At 54.1% G+C, this 15,820-nt stretch carries 13 protein-coding genes; 8 read left to right on the top strand and 5 right to left on the bottom strand.

The features are described from left to right. Window positions 1-22 precede the first annotated feature (22 nt). From ABF463_RS00675 to ABF463_RS00665, 3 genes are all read right to left on the bottom strand, one after another. Complete coding sequence (locus ABF463_RS00675) at window positions 23-2,335, bottom strand: SpoIIE family protein phosphatase (RefSeq protein WP_415531608.1); 2,313 nt, start codon at window positions 2,333-2,335, stop codon at window positions 23-25. A gap of 249 nt (window positions 2,336-2,584) precedes the next feature. Next, the gene (locus ABF463_RS00670) at window positions 2,585-5,044 is read right to left on the bottom strand and encodes a YhgE/Pip domain-containing protein (protein ID WP_415531607.1); all 2,460 of its coding nucleotides are present in this window, start codon (window positions 5,042-5,044) and stop codon (window positions 2,585-2,587) included. Between the two features lie 53 nt (window positions 5,045-5,097). Beyond that, the gene (locus tag ABF463_RS00665; RefSeq protein ID WP_415531606.1) at window positions 5,098-5,694 is read right to left on the bottom strand and encodes a TetR/AcrR family transcriptional regulator; all 597 of its coding nucleotides are present in this window, start codon (window positions 5,692-5,694) and stop codon (window positions 5,098-5,100) included. A 217-nt stretch (window positions 5,695-5,911) separates the two neighbouring features. Here ABF463_RS00665 and ABF463_RS00660 point away from each other — a divergent pair, with 217 nt between their 5' ends. The 8 genes from ABF463_RS00660 (at window position 5,912) to ABF463_RS00625 (ending at window position 13,135) form a co-directional block, all read left to right on the top strand. Next, window positions 5,912-6,541: a YhbD family protein gene (locus ABF463_RS00660; protein WP_415531605.1), complete on the top strand. Its 630-nt coding sequence runs from the start codon at window positions 5,912-5,914 to the stop codon at window positions 6,539-6,541. A gap of 28 nt (window positions 6,542-6,569) precedes the next feature. Further along, complete coding sequence (locus ABF463_RS00655) at window positions 6,570-7,355, top strand: polymer-forming cytoskeletal protein (protein ID WP_415531604.1); 786 nt, start codon at window positions 6,570-6,572, stop codon at window positions 7,353-7,355. A gap of 44 nt (window positions 7,356-7,399) precedes the next feature. Next, window positions 7,400-8,374, top strand: a complete 975-nt coding sequence (locus tag ABF463_RS00650) for an ATP-binding cassette domain-containing protein (protein ID WP_415531619.1) — start codon at window positions 7,400-7,402, stop codon at window positions 8,372-8,374. Further along, window positions 8,371-9,129, top strand: coding sequence for an ABC transporter permease (locus ABF463_RS00645; RefSeq protein WP_415531603.1), 759 nt, complete (start codon window positions 8,371-8,373; stop codon window positions 9,127-9,129). The genes ABF463_RS00650 and ABF463_RS00645 overlap by 4 nt, the downstream gene beginning before the upstream one ends. Before the next feature lie 211 nt (window positions 9,130-9,340). Continuing rightward, window positions 9,341-10,183 carry a PHP domain-containing protein gene (locus ABF463_RS00640; protein ID WP_415531602.1) on the top strand — a complete coding sequence of 281 codons (843 nt, stop codon included), beginning with the start codon at window positions 9,341-9,343 and terminating at the stop codon, window positions 10,181-10,183. 58 nt (window positions 10,184-10,241) lie between these two features. Then, the gene (locus tag ABF463_RS00635) at window positions 10,242-10,532 is read left to right on the top strand and encodes a TIGR03905 family TSCPD domain-containing protein (protein WP_415531601.1); all 291 of its coding nucleotides are present in this window, start codon (window positions 10,242-10,244) and stop codon (window positions 10,530-10,532) included. Window positions 10,533-10,666: 134 nt separating this feature from the next. Beyond that, window positions 10,667-11,320, top strand: a complete 654-nt coding sequence (locus tag ABF463_RS00630) for a hypothetical protein (protein WP_415531600.1) — start codon at window positions 10,667-10,669, stop codon at window positions 11,318-11,320. A 93-nt stretch (window positions 11,321-11,413) separates the two neighbouring features. Then, window positions 11,414-13,135, top strand: coding sequence for a phospho-sugar mutase (locus ABF463_RS00625; RefSeq protein ID WP_415531599.1), 1,722 nt, complete (start codon window positions 11,414-11,416; stop codon window positions 13,133-13,135). A gap of 80 nt (window positions 13,136-13,215) precedes the next feature. On the opposite strand, the gene ABF463_RS00620 is transcribed toward ABF463_RS00625, so the two are convergent. Continuing rightward, a complete protein-coding gene (locus ABF463_RS00620) occupies window positions 13,216-14,541 on the bottom strand; it encodes a hypothetical protein (RefSeq protein ID WP_415531598.1) in 1,326 nt (441 codons plus the stop codon). Between the two features lie 90 nt (window positions 14,542-14,631). Next, window positions 14,632-15,678, bottom strand: a complete 1,047-nt coding sequence (locus ABF463_RS00615) for a phosphodiester glycosidase family protein (RefSeq protein WP_415531597.1) — start codon at window positions 15,676-15,678, stop codon at window positions 14,632-14,634. Between the last annotated feature and the right edge of the window lie 142 nt (window positions 15,679-15,820).

The raw sequence follows: 15,820 nt of genomic DNA, 5'->3' as shown, positions 1-15,820 counted from the left end.
TTGGCGAATTGTGCCCGCTGGATTAGGACTGCTCCAGATGAGCGGCAAGGACGGTGATGTCGTCGTCGTGTCCGTCGTCACGGTGTCGTTTGGCCATTTGGGCCAGCGACTTGGCAAAGGCGCTCATGGAACCGCCCTCAAATTGGGTGATTGCCCGCATCAACCATACATCGTCACCTACGGCCGCGCCGTCGGAGACCATCACAAGGAGGTCGTCGTGCGCCAGTTTGCTGTTCATCTGGGCGAACCACGCGTTTTCCAGGATACCTACCGGCAGTGAGCGTTGAACAACACGCTCGGTGCGGCCATGCCGGCGCAAATATGTCGGAGGTGCACCGGCCTTGAATAATTCGGCATCCCCTGTGTAGAGATCGACAGTGGTGATGTCCAGCGTGGCAAAGGATTCGTCTTCCGATTTGAGCATCAACGCGGAATTGACCGCCCGTAGCGCAGCGGCAAACCCGAATCCCGCACGCAGCAGTCTGGAGATCAGCTCTACTGCGAGGTTGGCGTCCACTGCCGCGCTGCCGCCTGCGCCCATGCCATCACTTAGAACAAGGACGGCGCGTTCATTTTCCACAAATGCGAATGCCGCGTCACCGCATAGCTTTTCGCCGCTTTTGCGAATGGAATACTGCCCGTATTCGATTTGGAAAAGCGCTTTTTGACGAAAGCGCAGGACGGTTTCCTTGCCGGAAAGGAACACATGCGGCCCATCCAGTTTGCGGCCGCACGCTACGGAAAGCTCCGCAGCCACTTCCGCTCGATTGATGGGTTCTTTCGGATACGTTTGGATGCGCGCCTCTACCGACATGCGCCCTTTTTCATCCAACCGGCAGGTGGCTTGTCCGGCGGAAAGCCCGCATGTGGCCAGCGCCGCGCGTACTGGTTCGGGAGCGAGGTCTGTTTGTTTGGATACCGCGCTTTCGCCTAATTCTGAGAGAAATGCGGCAATGACGTTCCATTGTTCGGAGAGCATCCGCCTCAACCCGTTGATCTGTCTTTGTGCCGCATGACGTGCGGTATATTCTGCATAGCAGCGATTGATGGCGGTTAGCAAATCGCCCAGACGGCAGCAGCGTCCCGCAAAATGGCGGGGTACGTCCGCACGGGCGGCGGAACCGGCTGTTCGCAGCGCGGCAGTCAGATGGTTCATTGCATCCATGGTGTCATTGTAAGCGGTGTTCCAGCAATAGGCGCGCATGCCGCAATCATGGCAGGCTCGCTCGGCAGCGTCGTCAAACACATGCTGCATTGTGTCGTCACCATGCATCGTTTGCAGGCGTTCTCCCACACGGGAAATGGTGTTCGATACATCGCGGAGCGCCTGCGAGGCATCCATCAGGCGCGTGCGCGCGCTGTTTTTGGCACTGGTGCGTTCGTTGGCGGCGACGAACAGGGCGGATAGGCGGCAGAGCAGATTTTCGGGCAGCAACAGAAATATGATGGATGCGCCGACTACCTCTATAATGTCGGCAACCAGCTGCGGGTGGCCGCTCATGTTCGCGCCGGCTGCCGCGTTTGCCAAGACAAATGCCAATGCACAGCCAAAACGTCCCAGCGGTGAGAAGAAACCGGCAATCAGGCCCCCGAAGCCGTAGCCTGAGAGAACAGAAGCCATGTCAGATCCCCCAAGGCCAAGCACCAGTCGGCAGTATGCGCCGACCGCGCATCGTGCTGCCGCACCGCCGAACCGTGCGGCGATCAGAATCGCCAAAACGCCTGCAATTCGCCCAAGGGAGACCCCATGTATGGCGATGGGCTGAAGCGCTAACAGCAGCACGCAGAAGCTGATCAGTACGCTGACAAGATCACGCTGCCCCAGTCCCCATAATTTAGACGGATGCCTGAAATACGGCATGGCTCTTTCAAAGAAATAGGCTCCGCAGCCACAGATAATCGTTTCTGCAAAGCAGAGGGTCATATCGTGGGACAACATCCCGTTGGCAATTACAACCGCTACCCCAGTCAGCCCGGCTGCGCAGGCCGCACAGGCTGGCGCATAAACGGCGCGGTGTTTTCCAATGCCTGCGCACAGCAGGCGAAACACCAGTGCAGCGCCCATAGCCGCTATGTATCGTATCGGGTAGGAAGGGCCGTGCGGCAGCAGTGTACCGCAGATTGCCCCAAGCAAAACGAAAACGGCTGCCTTTTTCCCTGCTGTTGCCACCGCGGCGATGCCGAACGGTGCGAGACCACCGAATACCATCGCACGTGAGGCGGCCAATCCCGTTCCGAAACAAGCGGCGGCGAAAACCAGCCCCTGGGTGATTTCTCCATCCATTTGCAGCGCCCATGTTCCGGGCATTTGCAGTAGACCTGCTTTTTTTAACATCTGCTCCACCTTCCTGTGTGTTTCCATGTCCTTCGGCATCTGCCGTCCGGTGTACCGTTCTTTTTCCTGCGGAAAAAGGAGGGTACGTCTGCAATACCGAGTATACCGGATTTATGTGGAAAATATTGTCACAGTGAGAGCGAAAAGAATGGAGTATTATGGATAACAAACACCAAAAAGCCCGTCTCCGTAAAAAACGGAGACGGGCGTGGGACCGCTGCTATAAAAAAGTAGATGCTGTAGCTGCAATCAGATGTTCATATCGGCCGCCTGCTCCAGCCGTGCCTGCGTGATATTGCGTGAGGTCTGGATATGTGTGACGATCACGTTCAGTGTGAAGACCACGAGCAGCACGGGAAGCAGATAGGCGACGTCAGCCGCCGCACTGTTGCCTTGGAAGCCGCTGATGACTTCGCGGAGCAGCCGCACAGAATAGGTCATAGGCAGGAGCGGATTGATGGCCTGAAAGAATGCCGGTGTAGTTTCAAGAGGGAATGTGCCGGCACTGGATGTCAGTTGCAGTACCAACAGCACGACAGAGATAAAGCTGCCAACAACGCCGAAGCTGGTGACGCAGAGCAGTATAACGGAAACAAACGTAAAGGCGATCAAGATATTGGCCAGCATATAAAGCGGTATGTTCTGTACCTGAATATGGAGTAAAACAGGTAGGAGAACCGATAGCACCAGGCCTTGCAGGAATGACATCACATAATAGAATGCGACGCGCAGCATGGCAAAGCGGCGCATTTGCAAGGGGTTCGCCGGTTTCCCCTTGCCGATTTGCAGTCCGGCAATCATCATCAGCGCACCGGCCCAGAGGGAAATGGAGATAAAGTAAGGCGCGAAACCGGTGCCATAATTCGGCACATGAAAGATACTGCCGGACTGTAGTTTGAGCGGGGCGGAAACATAGGTGTCCAGTCCATCCAGCGGTTGAATTTGGATGTTGGCATCGGAGAGATTATCACTGACACCCTGTTTGGCTGAGGTCAGACCGTTTGCCAATTGTGCGGCTCCGTTCTGCAAAGGGGAGAATCCGCCCAGCAGCTGTTGGGCGCCGCTGGCAAGCGTTTCGCTGCCGGAGAGCGCACTGGCGGTCCCGCTGGCGAGCTGGTTGGCGCCGGATGCAAGTGCGGGCATGTTGGCGGAAAGCTGGGATGCACCTGATGCGAGAGCGGTGCCGCCGGACGCGGCATTGGATGCACCGGCGGCTAATTGAGATGCGCCGGAAGACAGAGTGTTCAGCCCGCTTGACAAATCGGATGTGCCTTGAGTAAGCATTTTACTTCCGGCTGCCAGTTTGTCAACGCTTGTATTTAAATCACCGCCGGGCTGTGTAGAATCAAAGAGCTTTTGTGTGCCCGCGGATATCTTGCTGCTGCCGGTGGCCAATGCATCGACGCTGGAAGTGACTGTTGTGCCTGTGGAAACCAGATTAGGCGATGTGGGGGTCGCGGCGGCATTCATTGCTTTTTCAAAATCGGATTCTGAGAGTGCTGGGTTGGTAGAAAGAATGCTGGTCGCTTCATATAGCGTGAGGACGGCTGGGGCAGATGAGGGATCATTTTTCATCTGGGCCTGATAGCTTTGCAAGGTGGTTTGAACAAGTTGGTTCATCGGAGTGTTGGTTGCGGCGGCTACTGTTTGCAGTGTTTTCAGATTAGACAGCACGCTGGCATAAAGTGTACCATTGGCGAAAGTGGTATACGCAGAGATGCCTTGGCTGCTGTCGAGTTGCTCCAGCCCGGAACTCACTTGTTTCGCGCCGGTGTTCAGCGCATTGACTTGATCCGCCAGTGTGGGGGCGGTGGAGGAACCGGTCGTCTGTAGCTGGGCTTGCAGTTGTGTCAGGCCGGCATTCAGCGAGGATGCGCCGCCAGCTAGGTTGCTTGCACCGGCGGCGGCTCCACTGGCGCCGGATGCAAGGCTGCCTGCGCCGCTGTCCAGCGTTTGCAGGCCGGTATTTAATGCGGATGCACCGCTTGCGACCTGAGCCGCGCCATCAGCTGCCGCACTGGCGCCAGATGCCAGGCTGCTTGCGCCGCCGCCGAGTGTTTGCAGGCCGGTGTGCAGTGCGGATGCACCGCTTGCGACCTGCCCCGCACCGCCGGTAGCCTGCCCCATCCCGGAGGAAAGGGTGTTTGCGCCGTCTGATAATTTGCCAAGCCCGTCGTTTAGGGTGCTTAGGCTGGCAGGTACTGCGCGCAGCTTGTCGGTAAGGGAGGTGGTGATGCTTTTGTCCACGCTCATGCGTGTCTCTTCCTCAAGCCGTGTCATGGCGCTGCTAATGATTTTGGAAGCGGTGTAATTGTTCTTTTCATTAGAAAGATACTGGATGACCGGTGCCTTTTTGTCTTTGGTGGAAGCGGAAGCAATGTCGCTTGAAAATGTGGAGGGGATAAACACCGCCGTATAGTATTGACCGGCTTCTACTCCCGCCCGCGCAGTAGAATTACTGCTTACAAAAATCCATTTCAGGTCATTGCTTGTTTTCATACGTTGCACCACCTCGTTGCCGAGGTTGCGTTGTTCTCCGTTGATGGAAGCGCCCTGGTCATCGTTCACGACAGCAACTGGTACAGAGGACAGATGCCCATATGGGTCCCAAAACGCCCAGAGGTAGAAAAAGCTGTATAGGATTGGAATGATGGAAACCCCAATTAAAATCACGATCATCTTTGGGTTTTTTTGAAGTTGTTTGAACAAAAAAGTCACCTCATTTTCAAGAAAGGCAGATGGACTGCCTAGTGCCGTGGTTCTTATTCATCGGCAAGAATCAAACCGTGTTTTAAGAAATTGCTGACGGATTCCGCCACTTGGCGTTCGTCAAGCGGCTCGTGCTGTTCCTCCCACTCGAACGCAAGCGTGGAATAGATGTGGACAATGACGAAGCTGAGTACTTTTGGGTTGCAGGGCCGGACCTCCCCGTTTTGCAGAGCCTGTTCCAGTTGTTTCTCGATGTATTGTGTGATTTCATCGTCGAGAATGGCGGTGACCCGGCGCGCGAGGGAAGATTGGGTCTCGCGTGCCTCTCGCATGACACGGTACAAAAATTTTTGTTCCCGACGGTATTTCAACAGACTGTAGATGACAGTGTGGAATTTTTCCGCAATGGAAAGGTTTTGCTGTTCCACCTCCCGCACAAAGCAAGTCATTTCGTCAATAAACTGCTGTACCAGATATAAAAACAGTTCCTCCTTGTCTTTGAAATAGAGATACACAGTCCCTTTTGCCACATCGGCTTTTGTGGCAATCTGCGCGACGCTTACAGCATGATAGCCAAAATCGGCAAACAGCGCACGTGCTGCCGCCGCAATCTGTTCACGCTTTTGCTGCTTTTCTATTTCCTTTGTCATGCATTCACCTCATAAATGACCAAATGACCAAATCGGTCATTTATATAATACAATGCTTTTTCATAGACGGCAATAGGGGAAAAATACAAAAATCAACCGGCAGATTCTGAATGATCTGTTGGTTTTTCTGAAATCATATGAAAAGAGAAGTAAAGTCAACCGAAGCTATTTACAACGTAACAATGTTATGTTACAATAACTGTGAGGAGGGGATGGAATGGACAATGATATGATTTCTAAAAAGGATCTGCTTGCGCTGACAGGTATCTCCTATGGCCAGTTGTACCGTTGGAAACGCGTGGGATTGATTCCCGAAGATTGGTTTATACGCAAGGCGACGTACACGGGGCAGGAGACGTTTTTTCCGCGCGAAAAGGTCCTGGCACGGTTGGAAAAAATCTTGCAGCTGAAAGACGGTGCGTCTTTGCAGGCTCTTGCCGATGTTTTTTCACCCAGTCCCGATAACACCAGCCTCACCATAGAGCAGGCGTGTGCCAAATGCGCGGTTTCCCCTGCGGTGTTTGAAGTCTTTGCATCCTATCTGGATGTACCCATGGAACGGGATACGCCGCTGGGGTTTGACACACTGCTCTTTGTGCGCCTGCTGGAACAACTGCTCAAAGAGGTGGATGTAGATGAGGGACGCGCACTCTACACGCTTTTTCGCACGCAGTACAAGGCGTTTCAAAACAAACCGTGCGAATTGATCGTGCTGCGCAAGCTCGGCGTGTGCATCGGCCTGTTTGTGCGTACGCCGTTTGAGGCGGTATTTGAGGAGGACGCACGGGTGGTGGTGCGTATTGATGTTACGGCAGAGTGTGAGGCACTAAAATTGCTCTTGCTTTAAAATGAATAACAATATCAGGAGAGGTATTATGATGGCTGAGAAAAGTTCGCTGATTATCAATGGCTCAGGCATGTCGGGCGGCGGTACGTTTGACAAGGTGCGCATCAATGGTTCCGGCAAGATTGTGGGGGATCTCATCTGCGACACATTTGCAATTAACGGGTCAGGCACAGTGCAAGGAAATATGAAAGCGGGCGATGCACATATTAGTGGTTCCGGCAAAGTGACCGGTGCAGTGGAGGCAGATTCATTCACGATTTCCGGTTCCGGGCATTTGGAATCCGGTATGCGCGGCGGTCTTCTGCGCATCAACGGTTCGGGTAAAGTGGATGGCGCGGTGTCGGTCCGCACGGTGCAAATTGATGGCAGCGGTAAGATCGGCGGCAACTGCGAGGCGGAAGAAGTACAGATTGAGGGCATGGCGCAGATCGGCGGCAACTGTGAGGGCGAGCGGTTTCACACGCGGGGCGCTTTTACGGTGGATGGTTTGCTTAACGCCGATGACATCCAGATCGACCTGTATCATTCAAAATCCCGTGCCAAAGAGATTGGCGGCGCGCATATTGATGTGCGCGTCGCACTGGTGGGCGCTATCTCACAGTTTATCCACTCCATTTTTATTGGGAAAGACGCTGTATTGCTTCAAACCGATACCATGGAAGGGGATAATATTTATCTGGAGCAGACCCATGCGCAGGTGGTGCGCGGGCGGGACATCACGCTCGGCAAAGGATGCGACGTGGGGCTGGTGGAATATACCGGCACACTGACTAAACTAGATGGCGCCGTCGTGCACGAAGAGCGCAAACTGTAGAGGATCGAACGAATAAACGGACAAGGGGAGTACGTAACGTGGAAATGATCGTCACGCAGGATCTCTGTAAGACATTCCCGGGCCGGGGTGGGCACGGCAGCGCGGTGGAAGCGGTCAAAAATGTGAATCTGCAAGTCAAACAGGGCGAAATTTTTGGATTTTTAGGCCCGAACGGTGCGGGTAAGACCACAACCATGCGGATGCTGACAACACTATTGCCGCCCAGCGGTGGATCGGCCCATATTGTAGGACACAATCTGGCGCGCGAGTCCAAATACATCCGGCAGGAAATCGGCTATGTCAGCCAGAAAGGCGGTTGCTACGAGCTGGCGACCGGCTATGAAAACCTGGTGCTGCAAGGCAGGCTGTATGGACTTTCCAGAGCGGCGGCAGTGCACAAAGCCGACGAACTGGTGCAGTCGTTTCACATGGAAGAGTATTGCCACCGCAAGGTCAAGACCTATTCCGGGGGGCAGCGCCGCCATGTCGATCTGGGGATGGGGGTCATGCACAACCCCAAACTGCTGTTCCTTGATGAACCTACTACCGGTTTGGACCCTACATCACGCACCAATTTCTGGGACGAAATTAAAAAGCTGCGGGAGCGGGGCATCACGGTATTTCTCACCACGCATTATTTGGAGGAAGCCGATTCGCTCTGCGATACCATTTGCATCATGGATCATGGCACTGTCGCCGCACAAGGTACCGCACTGGAACTCAAGCGGCATGTGGCCGGCGATGTTCTCTCCATCGGTATGTCGCCGGATGCGTTCGCGCAGGCCAAAGCGCTGCTGGAAACGCGGCCGGATGTGCGGGATATCCAGACAACCGCCGATGCGCTCAAACTCTATGTGGATGCGGGTGAACACGCATTGCCGGAGATACTGCCGCTGCTTGTGCAGGCAAAGATCACGGTGACTACATTGGAAATGGCGCGGCCGTCTTTGGATGAAGTCTTTTTAAAGACCACCGGCCGTTCGCTGCAAAACGAGGATGGAAAAGAGGCTGCGCAATGAAAACCTTGAAAGAATCCGGTATCCTGTTCCTGCACTATGAAAAGATGCTGTTGCGCAACCCGGCGTGGGTGTTGGCGGCGCTGTTTCAGCCCGTTTGCTATCTCTATCTGTTCGCGCCGCTGCTGCAAAAAGTGACCGGCGTCTCCTCTGGCGGTGTGAGCGCGATTAACCAGTTCACACCGGGCCTGTTGGTCATGGTGAGTCTGTTCGGCGTGATGTTCGTGGGATTCGGCATGATCGATTATCTGCGCGAAGGTGTTATCGAACGCCTGCGTGTAACCACGGCAAGCCGGGTGTCACTGCTGTTGGGTATGGTGCTGCGGGATGTGGTTACCTTGCTGGTGCAGACGGTTCTCGTCATTGTGCTGGCACTGCCGCTGGGGCTGTCTATCTCGTTTGTCGGCCTGCTGCTCACCATTCTCATGATGGTGTTGATCGGCCTTTGCATGGCGCCCGTATCCTATGCGCTGGCACTGACCGTCAAATCGGAGGACGCGCTCGGCCCAATTTTGAACTTTTTTTCACAGCCGCTGCTGCTGCTTTCGGGTGTGCTGCTGCCGCTGACGTTCGCGCCCGTATGGCTTCAGAATGTCAGCAAGTTTAATCCGGTTAAATATGTGGTGGATGCTTCCCGCGCCATCTTCAATGGAGATATGGGAAACGCGTCTGTTTGGCAGGGCTTTACCATGCTTGCCATCTTGGTTGTGCTATCGTTTTGGTGGGCGCTGCGCTGCATGAAGCGTGCCGCTGCGTGAGAATAAAACACGGTATACGCTGCACAAAAACCCGCATCCACCCAATCGGTTGGACGCGGGTTTTTGTGTGTGATGGCATACACTGGAATGAGGTGCTTTTTTTTAGACGGAATAGGCAAAATTCGGTTTGAATTTACGTAAAAAATACGTTATAATATCCAATAGATACAAGTGTTTTGCGCGATAGGCGCGAAAGGGGGTGTGTGCGCACATGAAGGGTGATTTGCATTGTCATACACGGGTCTCGGATGGCTCTATGCGCGCGGAGGATCTTGTTGCATACGCCGCCCGCATCGGTCTGGACTGCCTGGGTGTCACCGATCATGACAGCATGGCGGGTGTGGAACGGGCGCAAAAGGCGGCGGCGGATACTGGCGTTCGCGTGATACCGGGTCTGGAAATCTCCGCGTTCGATTACAAACACGGTAAAAAGGTGCACCTGCTCTGTTATGCACCCCAAAAGACGGATGCGCTGCTGGCGTTCTGCGGGGAGACCTTGCGTGAGCGAGAGCGTGCTACACTGGAAATTATTGAAAAAGTGAAAACGCGGTATCCCATCTCAGAGGAAGCGGTGCGCGCCTGCGCGGCAGAGAGCGGCTCACTTTATAAGCAGCATATTCTTGCCGCACTGATGGATATGGGGTATGCGCTTTCCATGTTCGGCGACCTGCGGCAGGAGTTGTTTTCTAAAAGCGCGGGCGGGTTTGCGATAGTGGAAACGCACTATCCCGAAGCGCGCGAGGCCATTGGCGTGGCGAAGCAGACGGGCGGTCTGGTGGTGCTGGCGCATCCGGGGCTGTATCACAACTTCGACAGTGTGGAGGAATTCTGCACGCTGGGGCTGGACGGCATTGAAGCCAGCCACCCATACCACAGTGTGGAGGATGAACGCACGGCACGGGAGGCGGCGGCGCGCTATGGCTTGTTCGTCACCGGCGGTTCGGATTTTCACGGGTTTTACCGTTCACGCGTCAATCCTCTGTTCAAAAAAGGATTGGAGGGCGCGGATCTGGAGTGCTTTCTGACTGCGTTAGAGAAAAGGGCGCGCCAATAGAAGCACAAACCGATTGAATATGGAAACAGCAACAACAGGCTTGAAATGGAGTTTTAAGATGCGTTATGTGTATACCACCAGCAAAAAAGTCTGTTCTCAGGAGATTGTTCTGGAAATTGAGGACGGGATTGTGCAAAAAGTGCAGTTTATCGGTGGTTGCGCCGGTAATACACAGGGTGTGGCAAGCCTGGTTGTAGGCATGAAGGCGGAAGATGTGATCGCCCGTCTGCAAAATATCCAATGCGGCAGAAGAGGGTCGTCTTGTCCCGCTGAGCTGGCGACAGCCATTGGGCAGGCACTGGCCGCAAAAGACGCTCCGGCGGAGGATGCCGGGCAGCAGGGCGCGTAGGGACCTGCCGGATGTGGGGATCACGTCGGTGATATAGCGCTGCAAACATCCGCATATTCATGTATTGTATCATATGAGGGCCGCCGGACAGACACATGCGCAGCTGATCCGGCGGATAGCGAGGGGGATTTGACATGCTGTGGTTACTGGTTGTTTTGTTGGTTGCGCCGGCCGTGTGGTCTGCCGCGCGGAGGCCGCTTGCGGTGCTTGCGGGGGGTGGTCTGCTGCTGATGGCAGCCGAGGAAAACGACAGTGATATCAAGATCGCCGGACGGGAAGCGAAAACACCGCCGGAGGTGGAGGCGCTGCGCGAAGCTGCACAATTGGCGCATTACAAACAGACGGGTGACGTAGAAAAGGCCCGCGCTTTGGGCGGACAATTGGCACGGATGGTCATGGCGGCCGAGATTGCGGCCTATTGCGGCGGAAGCGCCGCTGGTCGGATTCATTTGCATTGCCGTCTGTTGCTTTCTTGCGCGGTGCAGGACGCCTTGAAGTCATGCCTGCCGGCCAATGTGCTGACAGATGTGGCAAACACTGCTTTCAATGAAACGCTGGAGGGGGAATACCCCAATTTCTATAAACAAATGACAAACTCCGGCGCGTTGTCTTTTTATACGCTTGGCCTGCGGGGAGAAGGCGACCCGGCCGATGGGCTTGGCCGCACGTTCGCAAGGCTGACTGATCGGGAAGGGGATGATGCCGCCGCCAAAGATGGCGCGCATCTCTACCGTGACTTTTTGGCGACTGTGGATCAAACGGTGGAGGCCTGCGGCCTGAAGCGCTGATGTTGCACAGGTGGATTATTGGCGCGTACAAAGATGTGACAATGCTATTAGAGCGATCTCCTTGTCAAAAAATCGAAAGTGAGAAAACACATCATGAGTTATACAATCGAGTATGAGCGGTGGCTTTCCAAGACGGATCCCGCGACGCAGTCAGAGCTCAAAGAAGCCGCTACCCATCCGGGCGAGGTGGAAAACCGGTTTGGCACCATGCTGGCATTTGGCACTGCGGGACTGCGTGGGATTATGGCGGCTGGGCTCAATCGGATGAACGTATATACTGTGCGGCAGGCCACACAAGGTCTTGCCAATGTGATCGCCGCCGCTGGGCAGGAAGCCAAAGACCGCGGCGTAGCCATCGCGTACGACTGCCGTAATCATTCGCGCGAATTTGCGCTGGAGACAGCGCGCGTGTTGGCGGCGGCGGGCATCCGCAGTTTTGTGTTCGATGAATTACGTCCCACGCCGGAGCTGTCGTTTGCCATTCGCGAATTGAACTGCATCGCCGGTGTGAATGTGACCGCCAGCCACAACCCCAAAGAATACAACGGGTACAAGGTTTATTGGGAGGACGGCGCGCAGCTCGGACCCGAGAAGGCGGAGGAAGTGCAGCAGCAGATCCGGGAGAACGATATTTTCAACGATGTCCATGTGATGGATTTTGCCGCTGCACAGGCACAAGGGCTTATTCGCTCTATTGGCGCGGAGATTGACGAGAAATTCATGGCGAAGGTGCTGGAGCAGGCTGCCTGCCCGGAAGCAGTCGCCGCCGTGGCGGATACCTTCAAGATCATCTATACCCCGTTCCATGGCGCTGGATACCGGTTGGTGCCAGAAGTGCTGCGCCGTGCGGGCTTTAAGAATATTCTGGCGGTTGCCGAGCAAACGCAGCCGGACGGAAATTTCCCGACGGTAAAATCTCCGAACCCTGAAGAAAAAGAGGGTTTCTCCATCGCTATCGCAATGGCCAAAAAGGAGGGCATCGACCTGATCATCGGCACCGACCCGGACGCTGACCGTGTGGGCGTCGTTGTGCGTGACGGCGCGGGCGAATATGTCAGTCTTACGGGCAACCAGGTAGGCGTTCTGCTGGTGGACTACATCATCTCCGCGAAAAAGGAGAAAGGTACGCTTCCGTCTAACGGCGCGGTGGTCAGCACCATCGTTTCCACCGCCATGACCGACGCCATTTGCAAACAGAATCAGGTGGCACTGTTCCGTGTACTCACCGGATTTAAATTCATCGGTGAAAAAATCAAGGAATTTGAGGCTTCAGGCGCGCACACGTTCCTGCTGGGGTTTGAGGAAAGCTACGGCTATTTGGCTGGTACGTATGCGCGTGATAAGGATGCCGTTGTCGGCTCTATGTTGATTGCTGAGATGGCTGCCTGGTATAAGAACAAGGGCATCACGCTCTTTGAGGCGCTGGGGACACTCTATAAAAAATACGGTTACTATGCGGAGCGGACCGTCAGCGTCAAGATGGAAGGATTCAATGCGACCGAACACATGGCAGATCTGATGAAACATATGCGTTCGGAAACGTTGGAGGAGATCGGCGGCGTCAAGGTGACCGCTGAGAGAGATTATCTGAAAGGTACCCGGCAGGTGGTGGGTGAAAAGAAACCGGAGCCCACCGGCCTGCCCGAATCCGATGTGCTGTATTATGAGTTGGCGGACGGCAACACCGTCATTGTGCGCCCGTCGGGTACCGAGCCGAAAGTGAAACTGTATCTGTTGGTCAAAGGTAAAGATGCCAAAGATGCAGAAAGTCTGCTCGATCAATATGAACAGGCTATGCGTGAACTGATGAAATAACCAATACGATTTGGCAGATATAAAAAGATACCGCACCGGCTGTCAGCCGGTGCGGTATCTTTTTATATCTGCTGGGCGTTTTATTTAGACGAACCGGATGCAGGCTTTTTGTACTGTGCGGATGTATTGGAGGCGATAGATAAGGAGAGACTTGCACTGCTCGAGGACGATTGGGAGGAAGATGTTCCAGAGGCAGTCCCTGAAGATGTACTGGTTCTTGCGGTGGTGCCGATGGGGTGATCTTCTACTGAATTGTTATCCATAGAGTAGAAACCGCTGTCGTATATACATAACACATTGCCCGTATAAGCTGCCGATTTGCCACTTACCAGTTCCTTGACGGTGAGAGCATCCTTGTTGTTCACATAAACGGCTCCGCTGTAGGCGACGGAGATCAGGGATGGGTCGACCGGTGCGGGCAACGCAATTGTTTGCCATGTTTGGCTGATAGGGTTGCCATACACAACGGAGGTGATTAGATTGTTTTGCGTGATGCCGAAATATTGATTGTCGTTTTGGTCGAAGCCGAGCAGCCTGAGATTTTTCTCATTATTGATGGAGAAGACGGTACTATTATCTTTTTTTGCGTCATATAGGTAGACATGCCCGGTGTCCTTGTCCTCGTAGAGCAAATCGTCGCTGGATTTCAGGGATTGGATTCTGCCGATGTCATGGGTGGGCAAGTTGGAGATTGCTGCATTTTTAACAGTGATATTGGCTTCCCACAGGCGATCGCGCCCGCTGGCGCTGGTGATTTTCAGATAGGTGACCACAGTTTCGGTGGACATATCCATATCGGAAATGGTGTCACCCGCGCTGTTGAGGGAAATCAATACATCGTGATTGTTCATGTAGTCCCGTACCAGTGTGATGGTTTTGTCCGACATGTCGAAGCTATAAAGCTCCGCAAAATAATCGCTGGACTTGTCGGAAGAATCGGAACGAGAGGTACCACCGGATTTTTTTGCGGAAGAGGTGTCTGTGCCGTCATCCCTTAAAGTTGTATTTTTTTCCACAATGGTCAGGCGGTCCCGGTCATAGACCCACTCAAAATAGGCAACTGAACGGTTGGGTACTGCGGGGACAGCAGTCGACTGCCCGGTATTCATATCTACTACATGAATGCTTCCATTCTCCAAATAAGCGAGATAATTTCCATCATGGGAAACAGAAACATTTTGTGCGCCGACGTCTAGTGTCAATGCGTGGCGCTTTTGCACGGCAGAGGCGGACGAGGTTAGGCGTGTCACCTTATAATGGTCGCTTTCGTGCAGATAGACATTGTTCAAATAAACCAACACGCCGGTCTCCGCGCCGACCAGTACGGCAAGCCCTACGATGAAGAAAATGGCATATCCGGCATGTCGGGCAAAGAACGTTTTGATGCGATTGAATAGGCGGTTCAAACGGCTTCCTCCCTATGCGCCGCGCGCTTTTGCGCGGCGGATGGCCGCAAAACAGCATGCGGCACACAAGTCTTTATTGAAGCATCCGGGTTATTTACTAACATAAAACGCGGTGGCGACCGTGCGTTCTCCAAAAATAGCGCTGGGCTTGTTGATAATATTTCCTTGATAATACATGGCTGTGGACGCACCGCCGTCAAGGTTTGCAGCAGTCCAGCAGTCATATTGATTGGCAAGCAAATCGGCCAATTGGTTCAATCTGGCGCCCGAGGTGCCTGCCTGCCTGCCATCTATAACCAGCAAAACAATGGTGCCGTCCTTTTTCTGACCGATGGCCGTGCGCGGCTGAACACCTTTGCCGCCGTCGTTGGTGTACTGTACCTTGCCGTCCAGTACCAGTGGTTTGTAGCCGTGGAGGTCGACCGCCTCGGTCACATTCATGCTGTTGAGCTGGTTCACGGTGTAATCCCCGACAATCAATACGCCCTTGTTATTGAGTGCAACCACATTGACGGGTTCATGGTCGTCAGTGGCGGGCAATTTGCCGGGTTTGAGCGTGTCGTCTTTCCAAAGCAGCTTGCCGTTTGAAAATACAAAGTCGGATGGGATGGCCCCTGTACCGGTGGTGTCCGCTCCGGTGCTGAACCCTCCGCCGTTGATTGCGGCCACAGCGTTGTTCTTGGCAGCCAATGTGCTGACAAATTCACCCCGTGTGCCGATATAGGCTGTGCAGGCCACGTGTACGCGTAACGGGTTTTTAATCTCCAGCGCGTATCCCTGTAAACCGTCGCCGATCTTGCTGAGAACAATACTGTTGTCGGCAGTGCCAACGGGGTTGACCGCGTTTAGATCCTGCTTTTCAGTGAAAGAGGAGTCGGATTTTTTCGTGACCTGCTCGATCTCTGCTTTTGTAAAGATCCATTGGGCGATATACTGATGGGTAAAGCTGGACATCGCCGACCCGATAATGAATTGGCGTGTGTTCACAAACGGGCCATAACGCAGCAACGCGACTGCAATGCCGGCTGCCAACACAATCTGCACCAGCACGATTGACACGATGCGCAATACGCGGCCGAGAAGATGCCGGAAAAATAGGGGCGGCTTTTGCCCACCCTGCTTGATCTGCGCGTCCATATACGCACCCTTTCACGCGGTTGTTTTCTTTTTCTATTGAAGATCCCGCTGGAAGAAACCCTCGGGGCAGTACAAAAACAAAAACCAGACCGATACGTGCAAGCACGTTCCAATTTGGCATGTTTGTGCCCATGCAATTCTA

It is taken from the genome of Ethanoligenens sp. (assembly GCF_047718355.1).
Lineage (GTDB): Bacteria > Bacillota > Clostridia > Oscillospirales > Ethanoligenentaceae > Ethanoligenens.
The sequence above is the reverse complement of the archived record's forward strand: the minus strand, read 5'-3'. Positions and strand labels throughout refer to the sequence as shown.